16 protein-coding genes and 1 pseudogene are annotated in these 18,442 nt (G+C 36.9%); 10 read left to right on the top strand and 7 right to left on the bottom strand.

The annotated features are described in order from the left end of the window. Positions 1 to 107: 107 nt before the first annotated feature. The 5 genes from FSB73_RS11350 to FSB73_RS11370 form a co-directional block, all read right to left on the bottom strand. Positions 108 to 1,205 (bottom strand): alpha-mannosyltransferase, encoded by a 1,098-nt coding sequence (locus FSB73_RS11350; RefSeq protein ID WP_146782040.1) that lies wholly within the window; start codon positions 1,203 to 1,205, stop codon positions 108 to 110. An 18-nt stretch (positions 1,206 to 1,223) separates the two neighbouring features. Beyond that, on the bottom strand, positions 1,224 to 1,991 hold the full coding sequence (locus FSB73_RS11355; RefSeq protein ID WP_146782043.1) for a glycosyltransferase: 768 nt from the start codon (positions 1,989 to 1,991) through the stop codon (positions 1,224 to 1,226). Positions 1,992 to 3,293: 1,302 nt separating this feature from the next. Continuing rightward, entirely contained in the window at positions 3,294 to 3,881 is a 588-nt protein-coding gene (locus FSB73_RS11360; protein WP_146782045.1) for a hypothetical protein, read from the bottom strand. Positions 3,882 to 3,904: 23 nt separating this feature from the next. Next, positions 3,905 to 5,146 carry an erythromycin esterase family protein gene (locus FSB73_RS11365; protein WP_146782048.1) on the bottom strand — a complete coding sequence of 414 codons (1,242 nt, stop codon included), beginning with the start codon at positions 5,144 to 5,146 and terminating at the stop codon, positions 3,905 to 3,907. Positions 5,147 to 5,150: 4 nt separating this feature from the next. After that, positions 5,151 to 5,672 (bottom strand): hypothetical protein, encoded by a 522-nt coding sequence (locus tag FSB73_RS11370; RefSeq protein ID WP_146782051.1) that lies wholly within the window; start codon positions 5,670 to 5,672, stop codon positions 5,151 to 5,153. A 206-nt stretch (positions 5,673 to 5,878) separates the two neighbouring features. On the opposite strand from FSB73_RS11370, the pseudogene FSB73_RS27580 reads away from it, so the two are divergent. From FSB73_RS27580 to FSB73_RS11390, 5 genes and pseudogenes are all read left to right on the top strand, one after another. Next, positions 5,879 to 6,277 (top strand): annotated as a pseudogene (locus FSB73_RS27580) (cysteine peptidase family C39 domain-containing protein); the annotation flags it as partial. A gap of 291 nt (positions 6,278 to 6,568) precedes the next feature. Beyond that, on the top strand, positions 6,569 to 8,161 hold the full coding sequence (locus tag FSB73_RS11380; protein WP_146782054.1) for a Mu transposase domain-containing protein: 1,593 nt from the start codon (positions 6,569 to 6,571) through the stop codon (positions 8,159 to 8,161). Positions 8,162 to 8,568: 407 nt separating this feature from the next. After that, positions 8,569 to 9,324 (top strand): ATP-binding protein, encoded by a 756-nt coding sequence (locus tag FSB73_RS11385; protein ID WP_146782057.1) that lies wholly within the window; start codon positions 8,569 to 8,571, stop codon positions 9,322 to 9,324. 230 nt (positions 9,325 to 9,554) lie between these two features. After that, complete coding sequence (locus tag FSB73_RS26650; RefSeq protein WP_262712581.1) at positions 9,555 to 9,683, top strand: hypothetical protein; 129 nt, start codon at positions 9,555 to 9,557, stop codon at positions 9,681 to 9,683. Between the two features lie 229 nt (positions 9,684 to 9,912). Beyond that, positions 9,913 to 10,386, top strand: coding sequence for an HlyD family efflux transporter periplasmic adaptor subunit (locus tag FSB73_RS11390; protein WP_146782061.1), 474 nt, complete (start codon positions 9,913 to 9,915; stop codon positions 10,384 to 10,386). A 507-nt stretch (positions 10,387 to 10,893) separates the two neighbouring features. Here the strand turns inward: FSB73_RS11390 and FSB73_RS11395 are convergent. Further along, a complete protein-coding gene (locus FSB73_RS11395; protein ID WP_146782064.1) occupies positions 10,894 to 11,853 on the bottom strand; it encodes an electron transfer flavoprotein subunit alpha/FixB family protein in 960 nt (319 codons plus the stop codon). Between the two features lie 102 nt (positions 11,854 to 11,955). Further along, positions 11,956 to 12,699, bottom strand: coding sequence for an electron transfer flavoprotein subunit beta/FixA family protein (locus FSB73_RS11400; protein WP_146782067.1), 744 nt, complete (start codon positions 12,697 to 12,699; stop codon positions 11,956 to 11,958). A gap of 176 nt (positions 12,700 to 12,875) precedes the next feature. Here FSB73_RS11400 and FSB73_RS11405 point away from each other — a divergent pair, with 176 nt between their 5' ends. The 5 genes from FSB73_RS11405 to FSB73_RS11425 all read left to right on the top strand — a co-directional run bounded on the left by FSB73_RS11405 (position 12,876) and on the right by FSB73_RS11425 (position 18,233). Next, complete coding sequence (locus FSB73_RS11405; protein WP_225974724.1) at positions 12,876 to 13,133, top strand: tetratricopeptide repeat protein; 258 nt, start codon at positions 12,876 to 12,878, stop codon at positions 13,131 to 13,133. 239 nt (positions 13,134 to 13,372) lie between these two features. Continuing rightward, entirely contained in the window at positions 13,373 to 13,795 is a 423-nt protein-coding gene (locus tag FSB73_RS11410) for a hypothetical protein (protein WP_146782070.1), read from the top strand. 410 nt (positions 13,796 to 14,205) lie between these two features. Next, complete coding sequence (locus tag FSB73_RS11415; protein ID WP_146782073.1) at positions 14,206 to 15,099, top strand: ABC transporter ATP-binding protein; 894 nt, start codon at positions 14,206 to 14,208, stop codon at positions 15,097 to 15,099. 60 nt (positions 15,100 to 15,159) lie between these two features. Further along, positions 15,160 to 15,948 (top strand): ABC transporter permease, encoded by a 789-nt coding sequence (locus FSB73_RS11420; RefSeq protein ID WP_146782076.1) that lies wholly within the window; start codon positions 15,160 to 15,162, stop codon positions 15,946 to 15,948. A 272-nt stretch (positions 15,949 to 16,220) separates the two neighbouring features. Continuing rightward, complete coding sequence (locus FSB73_RS11425) at positions 16,221 to 18,233, top strand: alpha-L-fucosidase (RefSeq protein WP_225974725.1); 2,013 nt, start codon at positions 16,221 to 16,223, stop codon at positions 18,231 to 18,233. Positions 18,234 to 18,442: the final 209 nt, after the last annotated feature.

The raw sequence follows: 18,442 nt of genomic DNA on the forward strand, positions 1-18,442 counted from the left end.
ATCTCAGAATTATGTTGTGCATTTTTGCTTATTGTGTAATATATTTTTGATAGTTTTTAAACCCTTCTATAACTTTTAATGTTTCATTTGATAACATAATAAAATTATTAAATTCTATTTTTAATATTTTGATTAATAATAAAATCTTTATAAAATGATTCGGTTCTTAATTCTTCCAACAAGTCGTAACAATGAGCTTCAATGTCTCCAAAGTGTACTACAAAATCGTATGTTTCATAAAGACCGCCAAAATCAATAAAATAATGTTTGTTAGTGTTGCAATAAGAACTTATATATTCTTTAGGGAATCTTAAAGAATTAAATTTTTTGAAATTTTGCCATAAAAACTTATTTGTATCTGTCCTATCCCATTTTATCAAATTTCTATGCAAAAATAAAGGATAACCGCACGTATCATATTGAATCATTGTTATACCTTTAAAGGTTCCATTCTCATTAAAACCTAAACACGACGGTTCTTGGTTAATTAAATGAAAATCATAACCAAGAGCCAGCCACGAAAATCTAAATGTATCCTTGTCACCGAATAATAATGAATAATAAATTTCTTTATACTTATTTAGATATAAACATAAATTCATTGGTTGCCAAGTCATTTCTTTATTCAATACCATTTGTCCACTTTCCACTTCATTAGTTAATGAGTAAGGAACATTCATTATCTCCCAAATGGGATTATCACGAGCTGTGTACCAATAATCCTTCCAGAATAGTGCACCTGTCATTTTGTATTCAGGTAGCTCAAATAAAAATTCTGGATTTTTTACACATATATTATCTGCATCAATAGAGATGACTTCTTTAAACTTACTATTTAATATAGCAAAGGGCTTTAACATCCAACCTTCCATTTCCGCTCCACCATTAAAATCGGTACTTTTAACCCAAGTGACATTGTTGGCAACCATAAAAATGGGGCAGTCTGGAATGTATTCATTTTTACCTGTCCATAATTCAATTGGTAACGTACAGCCTAAAGTTCGAAGTCGCCTAATAGCGACCCAGGCGCAAGTAAAAAATTTGATTCCACCTCCGCAAATAACTATTCCTTTCCCCTCAAACAAGTCTGGATAAGAATTTACGTTTTTAGAAAAATGCTGCCAATTAATACGTAACATTCTTATAGTTTCATGATCTAGGTCAAAATTAATTTCATGTTCGCCTGTTGTGTTAAAAATATGCATACGACTTTAGTTTTATTGTTACAAATATTGTCTTACAACTAAATTATATGTTGTATCAATTTTTTTTATTTCATCTTCATCCAAAAATCTTAAATACTTTTCATATGATAGATTCTCCCATAAATGAATGATGAATGAGTTGGTAATTGGTACTTTATACTTAAAAAGAGAAATTAGGTCTTTATCGGAATAGGATGGGTAAAAAAAATACCAGGAGGGCAAAACTCGAATCAATTTCGGAAACATTTTTGAAATCTTGTATGGTATAATTATTGAATGCTCTCCCCAATAACAGTCTTGACCTTTAGATCTAAAATATTTATATGTTGATAACCAATATTTTAAGAATAATGAGTCCTTTTCGGCAATAATAACTGCATTGCACAAGCCATAATTGATACCACTGTTGACCTCTGCGGCTAAATTACAACTATTAAAGTAAAACGGTTTGAGTGCTTTGATGCATATCGTGTCAATGTCCAAATAGTTCCCTCCATATTCAATTAAAATCAACAATCTTAGCACATCAGATTTGTGAGCATAATGGTATAATTTATTGCCAAAAATACTATTTGGGACATCAATTTTGACTAAGTTAACCATATTCTCCTTGATGATTCGATCCCACCAATATCCGTTTGGTAAGTATTTATAATAGAAAAAGATATTATCCGGATTGTTTATTACTTTAGCCGATTTAATTGCTAAATAATGAATAATTGAAAATGGCTTATTGCCGAAATCCTTTTCTAAACCAAAAATAAAATGAATAATATTAGGTGCCACTATTAGGGAATTTTATTTTATTGTAACTGCTTAATTTTGACTCTGAAATTTTAAATAAATCATCTAACTTGATTTCGATTGAAGATTTGGAGGAGACTATTATGTTTGATGGTGACTTGGGGGTCGAGATAAATGGATACATCAGCATTTTCTGACTAGTTAACTGGGAACAGCTAATTTCAAAACAATCACTTATAATTTCATCTTTTTCGGTTATTATTTTAAAGAATTTTTTAAATATTACAGTAAATGAACTAAGAAAAAATTGGTCAACCCAAAATAAATCTTCATTTATAGGCAGCGCAAGATTATATCCGAATGCTCCTCCACTCAATATATCACACCCAAGCAGATTGGCATTAAAATAGATTCAAATAATTTATATTTATCATATGTATTAGTAAAATTATGATTTTGGCTAAAAATAATTATTGCATCATCATTATTTAATGTCGCGTCATTAATTATTTTAAAGATTGCCTTCCTTCTCCCTAATGGATCGACATAGTTTTTATTTATAAATTTTAATTTGAATTCCTTTTTCCCTAAAAAGGATTCTTTTACATGATTGTTATTCCAATCTGAATCGGGTTTTAATAAATATGCGTTAATGTGTATAAATTATCGGGTATTGTACAGTTATTCTTTGATTTAATGCGAAAATTATAATAATTTGTGAGTTTGTCATATATTTTTGCATGAATTGCACTATTTATAAATAATTTGTGCACTCTGTTTGTACCATTATTCATTTGTGTTACGTCTGAATATCCAAAATCCTTTTGTACTGAAATAAAAGGTGTAATGCAATATATTTTTTTGCTTAATTTAGATATCACATAGTCTATAGAATCCGATACTTTAAAATTGAAGTTTAAAAGTATTTGATAAAATTTGGAGAAAATTATCATAAATTGAGTTCCCGAAAATAGATCTAACCATAATAATTTCGATGTCAATTGTACGCCATTTTGGAACCAACTTATGCCTCCCAATAAAATATCATAACTTTTTTCTTTTGCGTTTTTAATTTCAATTAAAAAATGAGTGTCATTATAAAAGTGAGTAAATTCATGATCATCTTCGCAAATTAAAATATAATCCTCTTTTTCTTTAATGGCTAACTTGATTATGTTTTGTATTGTTTCCCATAGCCCAACATTACCTCTTTTTTTTTACAGCAGTAACGATATTCAATTTAAATTCAGGTCGGTTTTCAAATTGTTTCAGGACGCTTTTAAGCCTGTCCTTCCGTTCTTCTAAATTGATTATATAGGTTGGAATTTGTTTCATATGTTATAATTATAAATCTTTTAAAGTTATATTTTCACCAAGGTTAACACCATCTACTGTAACATTAAAGTCATCAAACCAGGCTTTCCCTTTCCCCGTTATTTGAACACCAAATGAAATTGACTTAACGTCTGAATTGATTGGTGACTCTATTGAATATTCAGTCCATGGTGTATTTCCTCTAATATTTTTATTTTCAGTATTTACTTCAGTTAATGTCCCCTTTGCTCCATTTAATTGTAGGCCTATAAAGGCAGTGCCGTCTTCTATCTCCTCGGTTTTGATAAAACCTGTAATCTTTATTGAACTTTTTTGATTTAAATTTGGTGCTTTTATTAATGAAAAGGCATTAGCAGCTCCCCTTTTCTGGGCATTTGGGATACTTGATTGAAGTAATAATGAGACCTTTCCAGTATGTGATTGAGTAGTGTCAATTTTAATTTGATAGGTATTGTTTGGATTCCTTATTTCCCAACTGATTAGCCTTCCTACTACATCTAAATCTTCGAAGCCCAGATTCCGAATAACTTTTTGAGCATTTATTGTTGGTATAAGTACTAGAACAAAAATTATTAAATTTATAAATTTAGCTTTCATTTTTTTTTTAATTGTGTAAAAGATTACCTAGTGCTTATTGTATCAAAAATTGCCATTGCATCGAATGAATTATCATCGACTTGTGTTAAATAATGATGCCCCATGAGATCTATTTCATTTAAAAAGATCTGCTTATTGGTAAAATATTTGTTAAATATAATGCAATTGGAAATCCCTAATAAACTGTACAACTTATAAGATGTTGAATTTTTAAAAGCTTGTATTGTTTTTATTATGTAATTTCTTTTACCACTATCTTCTGATTTTTGATCACCAACATTTACCTCGGCAAATAATGAGTAATCAGTAATGATTGAATAATATTTATCCTTATAACAGGTTTTCAAATATCCTCCGGTTAAGCCGATTTTATTAATAATGTGATTATTATGACCCCATATTATTGCCTTTTTTCCTGAGGATAAATATTTTATATTTTCAGCTAAGACGCTATCTCTAAAATTTACTTCGGGATGCATTTTAAGATTTAAACTTTCATCTTGCCATTTTAATGATAAATACTTTAATCTGTTTAACTCGTTATTTAATTCAAGAGTTATATGTGAAATATTTAAATTTTTTAAGTGGAAAATATTTTCATTTTTGGTAAAATATGCTTTGATATATTTAAATTTGATGATATCAGGAGACTTATTTTTTGCCCAACTTGATTGTAATTTGTAAGCGATTGAAGAATCAACTTTTACTATATAATTTTTAATAAAATAGTTATAGAAGTCCGCTTTGTATAAAAAATCAATGCCATAAATCCCAACCTGAGTTTTATGATGTAAATTGTAAAGGCGAATCCAATCTATTAATTCTATTAAAATATCTTGATAAAACCGAGGCAACAGAGACATGCCCCTAATTATTACCGCGCAACTATGTGTCTTTTTCTCCTGAGCTTGAATATTTGTAGAATTGATATAGCCTCTTATGCGTCCTAAAACTCCCAAATCTGGATATTCCAGTAATAATGTATTGAAGCCCTTACAAGATATTAAATATTTTATTAACTCGACTTTAAATTTAATAGGCTCATATCCACCATGAGTAACCTCGCCAATACCAAGTAAATTAATATTGTTTGGTATTTTATATTGAAATATTTCTTTTACCCGTTTGAAGTTGCCACGTAAATTGAGATTGACGATGCAAGTATCCGCTTGTTTATCAGTGTGTTTGTATTTGTAAGAAGCTATCAAATTTAAATTAAGTACAGCAGTAGATAAAACTATTAAAATAGTAAAATATTTAAACATTTTACTATAAATTAATTCCTATAGTCAGTTTCCATTTGCCATTTTTGAACTCAACTCCAAACTTCTTTCCGTCACTGGTATTGACATTAACTTTATAATCAGTCCCACCCGCACCTGTGAAAGTCGCAGATCCACCATTTCCAAAATTATATATTAATGGGCCAGGTTGAGTGCTTCCCCCACTACCTGTACTAGAGCCAAATTCAAATAATGGCGCAACGTTATTAAAATTTATATAAGGGGTGCCAGATCCAATCATGAACTCGGAACCAAAGGTTAATGAAGAACCAGAGCCTCCCGAACCTGAATCACCAAAATCAAGGAAACCTGAATCGTAATTGCCCGTTCCATAATAATTCAACATCCCCGAAGAAACCATTTGATTGATATTGTTTATAAAATCCTCTTCATTATTAACATTATCGTAAAGGCCGCCAACTATTGTTTTTAATTCTTCAGGACTCAATAAAGTTGGAAATTCGTTTTCAATCTTAAAAAATGGCAGTTTAATTTTTCTTTTTTTCATATCATCAATTTTTATATGTTAAAGATAATTTAATAAAGTTATTTTAAAAATAAAAAATATGCTTATTTTTACTTAATTTGTATTAAGTTTAACATTAAATTGAAAGCTAATAAATTATGTTTAGAACTTTCCCGTGTGACAGACAATTAGATTTGATGGACTGTGGACCTGCTTGTATCAAAATGATTGCATAATATTATGGTAAATATTACAGTTTACAATTTTTAAGAAGTCAGTGCGGTCTGACTCGAGAGGGTGTTTCTTTGTTAGATTTGAGTTATGCTGCTGAATATATAGGTCTTAGATGCATATCATTCAAATGTTCAGTTGATGATATCATAACTAAGGTACCGCTTCCAGCAATTTTACACTGGCAACATAATCATTTTGTTGTAGTTTATAAAACAAATGTTAATAGAGATAGCATATTTATTTCGGATCCAGCCAAAGGTGTATATTCTCACAACACTTACACAGTTCTCAAATTACTTACACACCTAGATCAACCCAAATTTGTAAACGATATGACATTATTGCAGGTATTCTTCCTGAATAATTTCTTCCTTATTCGCTCACCCAATGGGTTAATGTTTAATTGGCTTTAATGTGATCTTAAATACATATATTATATGAATATGTAATATGTATAAGTTCCTTTTTTTTGTTATTTTCCTGCGCGCGGTCTGCCAATAATACTTCACAAGCAACATACATGCAATAATTTAGGCATAATTTAAATTGATAATATTTTCATTATTTAAATCATTTGTTCCACTTTTGCATTGATAAAAATGGCAGTCCTTCAGTTTGACTGATGGCTGGCATTAACAAAAAAAGCAAGGAACGTGAGACTTCCCTGCTTTTAAATTAATTCATATCTAAAACAAAGGTAACAAATGTCAAGGAGGATTCCTATTGGGATTTTGCGCCAGGTAGTTATTGCACTATTTGGAGGCAATTCTAGCCGTGCGATTGCAAAAAATATTTCAGGCGAAGTCAGTTTTTCCGCAATATGCAAAATTAAAAAAAAGATTAAAAACTCTAGGTTTAGTGAAGCTAGTCTGACAGAGATGAGCGACCAGGCTCTTTCTGAGTTTTTTTATGGGAAGGCGCCTAGTGGCTCTTACTCGCCTAATGAGTTTCGTAGCCAAATCTTGTCTAATCTGGATTATTATCAAGAAGAGCTGAAACGTACTGGAGTCGACAGGACAATTCTTTGGGACGAGTTAAAAGCTGAGAATCCTGTTTACGATTCTGAAGAAATAACGGGTGGCAGTTATCCGACCTTTTGCCGAATCATAGCCAACAATCTGGGGGCTACAAAACCGACCCTTTCAAATGCTAGACCTGACCCCGCAAGTGTGTTGGAGATTGATTTTGCAGGTGATAAATTGTATTATACTGATAGGCAGACCGGCAAAAGAGTGCCATGTACCGTATTCGTTGCAATTCTTGGCTTCAGTCTTTATTCTTTTGTTGAAATACTACCGGATGCGAGAACTCATTATGTTTTGCAAGCACTGAATAACTGCCTTGACTACATGGGAGGAGCTCCTCTCAAATTATTAACAGACAATATGGCTCAATTGGTAAAATGCGCGGATAAATACGAGCCTACATTTACAGATTCTGCTATTCAATGGGCCAATCATTATGGCATATTTTTAGCTGCGACGCGTTCTGGAAGGCCCCGCGATAAGGCTGGTATAGAACGACATGTGAATATCATATACCGTAGAATACATGCAGTATTAAGAGATCGTATATTCTATAGCTTTGAAGAATTAAAGACTGCTGTAAGAGCGTTATTGGAGGCCCATAATAATAAACGGCTGACCGGTAAACAATATAGCCGCCGTGAACTGTTCCTTAAGGAGGAGCAAATTAAATTAAGCAGTTTACCAGATAAGTGTTTTGAATTACAGAAGGTCACTAGGGTCACTGTGAGTAAGGACTGTTATGTTCTTTTGGGTGAAGACAAAAGCCGTTACAGTGTTCCACATAAATACATTGGTAAACGTCTGGATATACTATACACCGCTAAGGTGGTAGAAATCTATGATTTATTTAAATGGGTTGCAAGCCATTCCCGCAATCCGGAAAGGGGATCACAGACTACGGACGTAGAGCATTTGCCTGCGAACCTGAAAGCCCAGACAGAAATTAATAGTTGGACACAGGAGGATTATCTTAAAATGGCAAAACCGTTCGGATGCAATACCGTTTGGCTCATAGAAAAAATTTTTTCTTCACACAGCCATCCATCCCATGCGTACCGTACCTGCCAGGGATTGCTAAATCTAGGCTCAAAAAGAAAGTTTGGTCCGGTGCGGCTAGAGAATGCCTGCCAGTTAGCCTTATTGCTTAATAAGCATTCCTTCAAAGAGGTTGAACTCCTTTTAAAGAATGAAAGAGATCTATTCTATGATGCTTTACAGAAAATAAAGGAGAAAAAGAAAGCCAACAACAATAAAAGGATAAGGAGGTAGACAAGTAAGGCCATGGATATAAATAATCTTACAACAAGAACCCCTTTGAGCCCAATTAGTAGAGCGGAATTGCAGGGCCTTTATGAAAAGGCTCTGCAAATAGGGCCCAGTGTGGCAACTTATCTTGAGAAATTAGTGGTATACGGTCAAATGGAGCAACGCATTTTAGATGGCGCCAGAGCTCTTTTAAGCCTCCAAATTGCTTATGGGAGTGTCAGGCTTGAGAACGCCTGCAAAAGAGGCTTAATGGGCTCTAAATCGAACTGCGAGGTTGTAAAAAACATTTTACGCAATAACATGGACCAAGTCTGTACAAAAGGCCGTCCAACAATCAAAAAAAAGGGAATATGCAGGATACGGAGTATCTGCGTGGCCCAGAATCTTTTAATATTTAAAACATTTACAGTATGAATCCAACTAAAATACTGGATCATATGGAGCGCCTTCGGTTAAAAGGAATGCACTCCACATTTACAAGCATGCTGAATAATCAAAACCAGATTAATCATGACGACATTAGCACTGTACTTGGTAATCTTTTAGAAGCTGAATTGGCTGCACGTGATCAAAGGGGTCAAGAATTACTGTTTAAAACGTCAAAGCTTAAACAATATGTTCATCCGTCGAAAATAGATTGCTCGGAAATATATGGTCTATCAAAATTAAAATGGCAACATTTATGCGAAGGTGGTTACCTGGACAACAAAACCAACTTGGTAATAACTGGTAAGGTGGGGGTTGGAAAGACTTATGTGGCCTTATCTCTAGGCTACCAATCCTGTGCCACCAAGCATAAAACGCTGTTTTATAACATGAATAAACTCATCGAAGAGATTAGGAATGCAAAGCTGCAAGGTATTTACCTGAAGCTGCTTAATCAGCTAACCAAGGTATCATTATTGATTTTAGACGACATCGGGCTCATACCACTTGAAGAGGATATTCTTATTGCGTTATACGATATTATGGAAGCAAGAAATGGGACCACCTCAACAATCTTCACCTCCGCAATACCTTTCGATAAATGGTACGACCTCTTCCAGGAGAATTTAAACTTAGGCGAATCATTCTTAGATAGGCTACGTGGTAGCGCACAGTTCATAGTTTTAAATGGTGAATCAAGGCGAGGCAAGCCAAAGGCCCAAGGTAAATCTGGGACATAAAACGACAGTATTTGAAATTGCAGTGCCACGCCCACCTCAATAGTATAGGAAATGGCAATTCCATGCATAGGTGGTTGAAAGTATTCCTATCGGGTTCCTCCCCAGGATTGCCCGGTTCCGCTTCCTTCCAACACCACAAAGATAACACCTTTAAGTCAATATCTTAAAAATAATTACTTGACTTAAAGGTGTTTACGTTAAAGAAAAAGTAGCAAAAAGAAATCAAAGGTATGGGCGTAGCCCATGCCTTTTTATGCAGGGCTACGCCACTGCATGATGGAGAAGAAGGTGGAGAGTCAAGGCATGCGCTGCGCGCATTAGCTTTTATGTGTGGGCTATCGCCCACAGGGTTTCCTTAGGCATAGGCACCATTGCAGGGAATAATCATGTGTCAAATTGGCAGGGAAGGAAGGGTGTGTAAGTAATTTGAGAACTGTGTAAGTAAAATGAGAATTTACAACAGATTGAAAATTATAAAATTTTGGATCAACTGAAATCTGCTTTTTCTCAATTAGGGGCAGAAAATAGGAAAATAATAGGTCACTGAGGTTACAGATTATATCGACATATAATAGGTTAGTTGATGAGATGAATGAATGGGAAGCAAATTATGTTTTTAAAGCACCCTTTTCAGGAGTAATTCAGTTTTTGGGTTTTTGGTCCGATGGTGAGTTTATTAGTAAAGGAGAAGAATTATTTAGCATTATTCCTTCCGATGACAAGTATTATGGGCAGGTTCTTTTGTCGGAAAATTCTGGGGCAGGAAAAGTGGAAATAGGGCAAAGTGTTATTATTAAATTAAAAGATTTTCCTTATCTTGAATTTGGGTACGTCAGAGGTGTTGTTGCGTCAATTTCCTTAGCAACTAATGTTGAGCAGACTAGTTCGGGTAAAGTGGGATATTACATGATTTTTGTAAAATTAGAATCCGGCCTTAGAACTAATTATGGAAAAAAATTAACATATAAGCATGGGATAAGCGGATCCGTCGAAATTATTACGCAAAGAAGAAGACTATTTGAACGCCTTTTTGATAATATTAAATATTTGAAACATGAGTGAGTGTGCAAACTAATTTTGATTTGGTTGTTTTATTGTAGACGAATATTTACATATTTGATAAATGCAACAATATTATACATTTAATGAGCGAATTATTTTTTCTTTAATTTAATATCCGTCATCAGCTTGGATAATGATTAGTTTTGAGATGGTGCAATTGAAGAATTAGTGACTATTTTGAAGTTTTAAAAGATTGCAGTTATTGTGATAGTATAATTTTATAATCTTTTCTACGTCACTTATATTCCTAATAAGGATTATATGTGAAATGTATGAAATAAACCGAAAGTTGGCTGTTGGTATTATTCCTAATGTTCGAACTGGAAATTTTATTTTTGCATGGCTGCAATGCTGAATTTTTCAATATACCAATACAAGCTATAAAAAGGCAGGCAACCCTATATATTGGAGAGTTCCTGCCTTTCATCTTATTATTATTAATCGATGCATCCATCAGCACTTTGCCGTTTAGCGGGCAATCAGGTAGCTGATGATATGATTTACTAATTATCCTTTTAGCGCTTTGATCGCTTCTGTCAGCCTAGGTACTACATCAAAGGCATCACCTACGATACCGTAATCTGCTGCTTTGAAAAAAGGAGCTTCCGGATCTTTGTTAATAACAACAATGGTTTTACTTCTGTTTACACCGCCTAAATGCTGGATGGCGCCAGAAATACCAATAGCGATGTATAGATTGGGTGCTATCTGGATGCCTGTTTGACCAACGTGTTCGTGGTGCGGTCTCCAACCATCATCTGCAACGGGTCTGCTGCAGGCAATGGCGCCATGCAGCGCATGAGCCAGATCTGTGACCAAATTCCAATTCTCAGGGCCTTTCAGACCGCGTCCGCCACTGACCACTATATCTGCTTCTGTCAACGGTACTTCGCCTTCAACCATCTGGACACCCGTAACCGTTATCTTACTAGTCTCAGGGTGTATATCTAAAGCCGCAACGGTAGCTGTCCCTTCTGTCTTTTCAACGGGGTAGCTATTACCGGTAAGGGTAATGACCTTAACAGGCGTATTGATTTTTACATGGGCAAAAGCTTTACCGGAAAAGACCACTTTTTTTACGGTAAAACCATTATCTGTATCAGGTAAGGCGACAGCGGAGCTAACGAGACCCGCCTTAAGTCTTACTGCTGTTCTAGGCGCAATGGCAATACCATTGGCATTGGCTGCAAAAATAACAACTGTTGCACCCAACTCACTAGCAGTGGCAGCCACTGCTTTAGCCAACGCTCCTGCGTCTGCTTTATCAAAAGCTTCATCGCTCGCCTGATGAACAGTAGACAGCCCATAAGCACCTAAGGAGGCCAGATCTTCACTGACTTTGCCCAGCACCAAGGCTTCTGCTGTTGTATTTAATTTTTTTGCAAGTGCGGCGCCGTAGCTAATGGCTTCCAGTGCTGATTTTTTTATCTGACCATCTGCATGGTCAATGTATATTAAAACTGACATGTATTAAATTCGTGTTGATAATGTTATTAAAGTAATTGAAACCAACTTTTTATAGAGGGCCTCTTCTATTCATTAGATTACCTAGAGATTATCCAGATCCATTTAGATCACTTTGGCCTCTTCGTGTAACAGGCGTGCCAGTTCGGCTTCCTGTCCTGCTTCAACCATTTTGACACCGGTTTTGGCTGCTGGGAGTTCAAAACTTACGGCCTCTGTTAGTTGATCTACGCTGACTGGTTCCAAGACCTTTATGGTTTTTGAACGTGCAGCGATCACGTTACGGATCCCAGCCATACGTTGTTTGGCCATTCCTTTGGCACAACTGATGACAACGGGAAAGCTAACCTGTTCAGTTTGCTCACCGCCTTCGATTTCCTTAACAACGGTCGCCTGACCATCCTGAACCGTTAATTTGGTGGCGACAGCAATACAGGGAATCTCCAGTAATTCTGCCAGCATACCTGGTACAGCGCCATCATTGAAGTCGATGGTTTCTTTACCAGTCAGTATCAGATCGTACCCCCCTTGTTTGGCTACAGCTGCCAGCTGGCTGGCTACGCTAAAGCTATCGGTGGGCTTGCAATTTACACGGATGGCTTCATCGCCTCCAAGTGCAAGGGCTTTACGTAATATTACATCAGCACCACTTTCATCCACGCTTACCAGGTGAATAATCGTATCAGGAGCCGCTTCTTTTAATTCTATTGCACGCACGAGCGCATACCACTCATCGTATGGATTGACAATCCACTGGACACCGTCTTCGTTGAAGACCGTGTTATTATCCTTAAAGGTTATTTTGGCGGTTGTATCAGGTGCTTTGCTTACCGCAACTAAAATTTTCATGTAGATAAAAAACTATTTATTATAAAAATTGTTAAAATGATGGTCTCAAATATAGTACAAAACTACAATTTAGGCTTACGAATTCCGTAAATATTCATAGTAGAGGCCTAATTTTGTTCTATGGATAGAATGGAACAATTGCAGCAGATGCTGAAAGAGAATGCTAAAGACAGCTTTTGAGGCATGCTTTGGCCATGGAACTGCAAAGAATAGGAGAGGATAAAAGGGCGATCCAGACCTTGCAGGACCTGCTGGCAGATGACCCTGCTTATGTAGGCTCTTACTATCAATTGGGTAAACTACTGGAAAAAACAGGAGATTCGCAAACAGCCATACAGTGGTACGAAAAAGGAATGGAGCAGGCAAAGGAAGCCGGAGAGAAAAGAGCCTATAATGAACTACAATCTGCATTGGATGAGCTGATTTACGAATAAGGTATACAAACGGAGGAATAAAGTAACGAAAAAGGAGACGAATTTATAGGCTATCCGGATCTATGGAACCGGATAGCCTATTTAAATTATCCGTTATTTTGCCACTGCTTTTGGGTTTCGGGTGGGGCAATTGAAGCCTTGTGACCACTTTATAATAAATTTTTTGAATGTTTTTACTGCCTGTTTTAGTTGTTGAATAAAAAATGTTGTAAATTGAGCATACATTAAATTCAAAAGCTATGATTAAAATTCAGGAACTTAAACAGGGTGATTTTGTAATAGCCGTATTTGAAGAAGTGGAAAGAAGAGGCGTTGTCGCAGAAACAGCACCAGACGAAAAGAAAGTACGTGTTATTACAGAAAACGGAAAACAGGACTTTTGGTATGAAGTTGAAAATGTATTTGGCATTGCCTTATCCGACGCAGAAATGGGGCGCTTCGGCTTTGACAGGGAAATTTTGCCAGATGGTGCAGTCAAGTACAAGAAAAATGCCTTTAGAATGGTCATTCCCCGGGAAAATGATTTTTCATCAGTAGAAATCTGGTATCGGGAAGATATTCGCAAAGACCCCAATGTACATTTTGTACACCAGCTACAGAACCATTTTCACCAGATGACAAAGATCTATCTGGAAGAGGTTGTTGGAACGACCGTTATCTAATGCGTGTCTGTACCACAAAAAGTAAGTGAGAAAAATTTACAGCCTGGCGCCAGGATTACCCTTAAATTCTTTTAATGTTGGGGGATTTTGTGCCAGGCTGTTTTATTTTACAATCAATATGGCGTAAAGAGACGTAAGTTATTGTGATTTAATAAGTTTACTTAGATGTAGGCTTGCCATAATTAAGCTGCCAACAGAGCTTGATAAACGATTGAACAATTTTCGCTTTTAAGTGCTTGAGTGCATTAAGTGTCGGGCTTTTCAAAGAAACTGTCTTTGACAATAAACATATAAGCTTCAAAGCATCCTGACATTTGACCGTCCATCAAAAAAATAAAAATATATAAGAAATTTATATAAAGAAGTGTATTATTTATCTGAACTTTAGCTATCAGAAAAATAATATGCCCATGTCCACAACTGTATTATCGATTCAGCATCTTTCTAAAAGTTATGGCGCACTGCAGGCCCTCAGTGACGTTTCTTTTGAAGTACCCAAAGGAAGTATCTATGGAGTACTCGGACCTAATGGAAGTGGTAAAACCACCATGCTTGGGATTATAACCGATGTACTGCGCCCAGATAGTGGGCAGTATACCTTATTAAATAGTCCTGACCACGAACAGGCCAGAAAGAAAACAGGCACCCTACTAGAGACACCCAACTTTTATCCTTATTTATCAGCCTATAAAAACTTAGAAATCAGTGCTTTGATTAAAGGGGTCAGTACGATGGAGATTGACCCGGTACTGGAACGGGTAGGGCTTTTGGCTCGAAAAAATAGTAAGTTCAGTACTTTTTCCCTGGGTATGAAACAAAGACTCGCTATTGGTGCTGCTCTTTTAGGAAATCCGGAACTACTGATTTTGGATGAGCCCACCAATGGTCTGGATCCTAACGGAATTGCTGAAATCAGAAACCTGATTAAAGGACTGGCCGTAGAAGGCAGGACGGTGGTGATGGCCAGTCACCTGCTCGATGAAGTGGAAAAAGTCTGCACGCATGTAGCCATTATCAAAAACGGCAAACTGCTGACCAGTGGCAGTGTAGGTGAGGTGTTGGCTAGTGAGGATGTTATTGCTCTACGTAGCGTAGATTTGAAAAAACTATCAGATATATTGCCTGGTATTGCGGGCTTTAGTAAGTTGGAATGGCAAAATGAACAGATTCTGCTGCATGCAGATCTGGGCCGATCCAGCCTGGAGGCGATTAACCAATATTGTTTTGAAAATGGCGTTATATTAACGCACCTTGCCTTACAGCGTGCCTCCCTGGAAGCAAGATTTTTAGAAATCACCCATTAATCCTTCATAGCTTTTACAATAATCCTCTATGTAGGTGTGTCCTACTATAAATCTTATTATATGTTGAAAAATCTCTCCATTGAATGGCTCAAATTGAAAAACTATCGTACTTTCTGGTGGTTGATCGGGCTATTTGTGCTTTGTCTTATTGGCAGCAATTATATTACCTATCAGCTCAAGGTGGTTACCTCCATGCAAAGCAAGGGGGGCCTGGATCTACTTCTGGGTAGTCCATTTAGCTTTCCTGATGTATGGCAGGCGGTATCCTATGTCAGTAGTTATGTCTTATTTCTGCCTGGTTTTTTGATGGTTATACTCATTACCAATGAATATAATTTTAAAACCCACAGGCAAAATATTATTGACGGTATGAGTAGAACTGAATTTGCCCTGACCAAGATCTTTATGGCAGTTATTCTAAGCATTCTGTCAACGATTGTAGTGGTACTGATTACCATTGTTACAGGGCTTACAGCAGGCAGCAGCTTTAGCCTGACGGGATCAGTTTATATCTTGTATTTCCTTTTGCAGGCACTTACTTATACGTTGGGTGGATTGCTGCTGGGTACTTTACTTAAAAAATCAGGTCTGTCTATTGCTATTTATTTGATCTACATTGGTTTTATAAAAAAACTGATTTCATTTTTATTGGACAGGTATGCGGGAGGTATCGGTAGTTATATGCCTGTTAAGAGCTCCGATGAACTTATTCCGATGCCTTTTTTCAAGCAGGTGACTAAGTCGCTGATCACGCCACCTGATGGAACCTGGTTGCTTATTATGACAATCTTTTTTATTGTGGCTTTCTATTGGATCACGGTTAAACGCTTTAAAACTCAGGATCTGTAGCGGTTAAGGTTCAGAGATCAATTGAATAAAAAACTGTTGCGGGTAGGCAGTGTTTGTGCCAGTAATTATGGCCAAAATACGCATAGTTTCTGCCAACTTTTGTGCAAATGGTCTTAAATAAGTAATGTAATTTCATGGTTTGGATGTAAGTACTCCTTTGGCGTCTCAAATCGCAATAGCCGGATGATAATCCGTTCGTTATTATCTGTTACTGCAGCTACATCCATGAAGACAATTTGAAGCGAACTTATTTATTACACAAGCACTCTACTATGAATCCGTATTACAGTACTTCCTCCAGGGCATCTTTGCCGGTTGGCAAAAATGCCCGTATTGCCAGAAATGATAGAAAGGGAATTTCCAGATTTTCGGCGCTCTTGATTGGCCTGGCGATGACTGCAACAGGCATTTCCTGTGCACAGAAAGCCCAGCCACCCGCTCCATATGGCGCTTTACCGACCCAGAATCAACTCAACTGGCAGGAAAATAATGTCTATGCCTTTATCCATTTTGGCATCAATACCTTTACGGATAAGGAATGGGGCTATGGAGATGAGGATCCGGCCTTATTTAATCCTAAACACTTTGATGCGGATCAGATTGTCAAAAGTATTGCACAAGGTGGGTTTAAAGCAGTCATATTAACCTGTAAACACCATGACGGCTTTTGTCTGTGGCCGACTAAGACAACCGAGCATAATATAACAAAAAGCCCCTTTAGAAATGGAAAAGGGGATCTTGTCAGAGAAATCCAGCAGGCTTGTAAAAAGTACGGGCTTAAGTTTGGCGTTTATCTTTCACCATGGGACAGAAATGCGGCCAGCTATGGTAGTGAGGATTATGTAAAGATGTACAGGGCGCAGTTAACGGAGCTTTTAACGCAGTATGGCGACATTTTTGAGATCTGGCATGATGGTGCCAATGGAGGTGACGGCTATTATGGGGGAGCCAGAGAAAGAAGAAATATTGATCGTTCCACTTATTACAACTGGCCCAGTGTCTGGGCCCTGGAAAGAAAATTACAACCCAAGGCACTAATTTTTGGGGATATCGGTGCCGATCTGCGTTGGGTAGGAAATGAAAGAGGCTATGCCGGTGAACCTTGCTGGCAGACTTTTACCCCCGTGTCTAATATACCGGGTAAAGCCCCTTCCAATGGAACTATTAAAAGTGAACTGTCTACCAATGGTACAAGAGGTGGAAAATATTGGATGCCGGCAGAAGTGGACTTTTCCATTAGACCAGGATGGTTCTGGCATGCCAGCCAGAATAATCAGGTACGCACTGCCTTAAATCTTTGGGATCATTATTTTCTCTCTGCCGGCAGAGGTGCTTCCATGCTGCTTAATGTACCGCCCGATCAGGACGGACTGGTCTATAAAACAGATTCTATCCAACTAAAATTGTTCGGTGACATCTTAAAAGAAACCTTTGCTAAAGATCTGGCCAGTGGCGCTACCGCCACTGCCACCAACGTCAGAGGGGGAGATAAAAAGGATTATGGACCGCAAAATCTGTTTGACGAGGATCAGTTTAGTTATTGGTCAACCGATGACGCCGTCCATACACCAACCGTTACGGTTCAGCTAAAAGGTAAGCAAACCTTTGATGTAATCCGGTTAAAGGAAAATACGAAACTCGGACAGCGCATAGACTCTGTAGCTGTAGATGCCTGGTTAGAGGGTAACTGGAAAACCGTCGCCAGTGCGAACTCCATTGGTTCCAATCGTCTACTAAGGCTACCGGCCAAAATAACAACTGGGAAGATACGGGTCAGGATCATTGCCAGCCCCGTTTGTCCGGCACTGAGTGATATTAGCTTATTTAGTCAACCAGCACTCGTCCAGCAGTTGCAATCTGAGGCTGAGAAGGGTCGTCAAAATAATGCCCAGACGAGTACTTCTAACTGGAAAATAATAGATCCAGTGGATGCAGCCGTCGCTAATATAACGGATAATCAACCGGCAACTGTTTGGCAGGCAGGTAATGCGGGATCTGCAACTATAATCCTGGACCAGGGAAAATCAAGGACCGTTTTAGGGATTAATTATTTGCCACCTACAAGTAGTGTCGGTGCTATTGATAAATACAATGTTTTCATTAGTAATGACCAGAAACAGTGGAGAAAGGTGGCTGGTGGAGAATTTTCCAATATAAAAGCCAATCCAGTGTTACAGTCTGTTCATTTCTCAACGCCGGTTAGTGCCAGATTTATTAAACTGGAAGCCATCCATACGGTGGACGGAAAACCTGCAGCAATAGCAGAATTAGGTGTATTGGAATAAATAAAAGCAGTCATAAAAGGCAACTTTAAAGCAATATCATAAATATCATAAGAAAAAAGTCAAAAGCAAATTATCCAATCAGGATTGGGTAATTTGCTTTTGACTTTTATGGAGGGTTGAGATTTTGTTTAAAAAAGCCTTCTTCCTATGGCCAAATTATGAAAATAAACTAGCTTGCTACAGAATTAAGGGAATATTAGGCCTCAGAA

This window comes from Arachidicoccus ginsenosidivorans (assembly GCF_007971385.1).
Lineage (GTDB): Bacteria > Bacteroidota > Bacteroidia > Chitinophagales > Chitinophagaceae > Arachidicoccus > Arachidicoccus ginsenosidivorans.

Bases quoted from the DNA above. Each gene is read 5' to 3' on its own strand.
- FSB73_RS26650 (WP_262712581.1), top strand. From the start codon at position 9,555: ATGGGCGTAGCCCATGCCTTTTTATGCAGGGCTACGCCACTGCATGAT.
- FSB73_RS11395 (WP_146782064.1), bottom strand. From the start codon at position 11,853: ATGTCAGTTTTAATATACATTGACCATGCAGATGGTCAGATAAAAAAA.
- FSB73_RS11370 (WP_146782051.1), bottom strand. From the start codon at position 5,672: ATGAAAAAAAGAAAAATTAAACTGCCATTTTTTAAGATTGAAAACGAA.
- FSB73_RS11420 (WP_146782076.1), top strand. From the start codon at position 15,160: ATGTTGAAAAATCTCTCCATTGAATGGCTCAAATTGAAAAACTATCGT.
- FSB73_RS11350 (WP_146782040.1), bottom strand. From the start codon at position 1,205: ATGCATATTTTTAACACAACAGGCGAACATGAAATTAATTTTGACCTA.
- FSB73_RS11360 (WP_146782045.1), bottom strand. From the start codon at position 3,881: ATGAAAGCTAAATTTATAAATTTAATAATTTTTGTTCTAGTACTTATA.
- FSB73_RS11365 (WP_146782048.1), bottom strand. From the start codon at position 5,146: ATGTTTAAATATTTTACTATTTTAATAGTTTTATCTACTGCTGTACTT.
- FSB73_RS11400 (WP_146782067.1), bottom strand. From the start codon at position 12,699: ATGAAAATTTTAGTTGCGGTAAGCAAAGCACCTGATACAACCGCCAAA.
- FSB73_RS11425 (WP_225974725.1), top strand. From the start codon at position 16,221: ATGAATCCGTATTACAGTACTTCCTCCAGGGCATCTTTGCCGGTTGGC.
- FSB73_RS11415 (WP_146782073.1), top strand. From the start codon at position 14,206: ATGTCCACAACTGTATTATCGATTCAGCATCTTTCTAAAAGTTATGGC.
- FSB73_RS11380 (WP_146782054.1), top strand. From the start codon at position 6,569: ATGTCAAGGAGGATTCCTATTGGGATTTTGCGCCAGGTAGTTATTGCA.
- FSB73_RS11390 (WP_146782061.1), top strand. From the start codon at position 9,913: ATGAATGAATGGGAAGCAAATTATGTTTTTAAAGCACCCTTTTCAGGA.
- FSB73_RS11410 (WP_146782070.1), top strand. From the start codon at position 13,373: ATGATTAAAATTCAGGAACTTAAACAGGGTGATTTTGTAATAGCCGTA.
- FSB73_RS11385 (WP_146782057.1), top strand. From the start codon at position 8,569: ATGAATCCAACTAAAATACTGGATCATATGGAGCGCCTTCGGTTAAAA.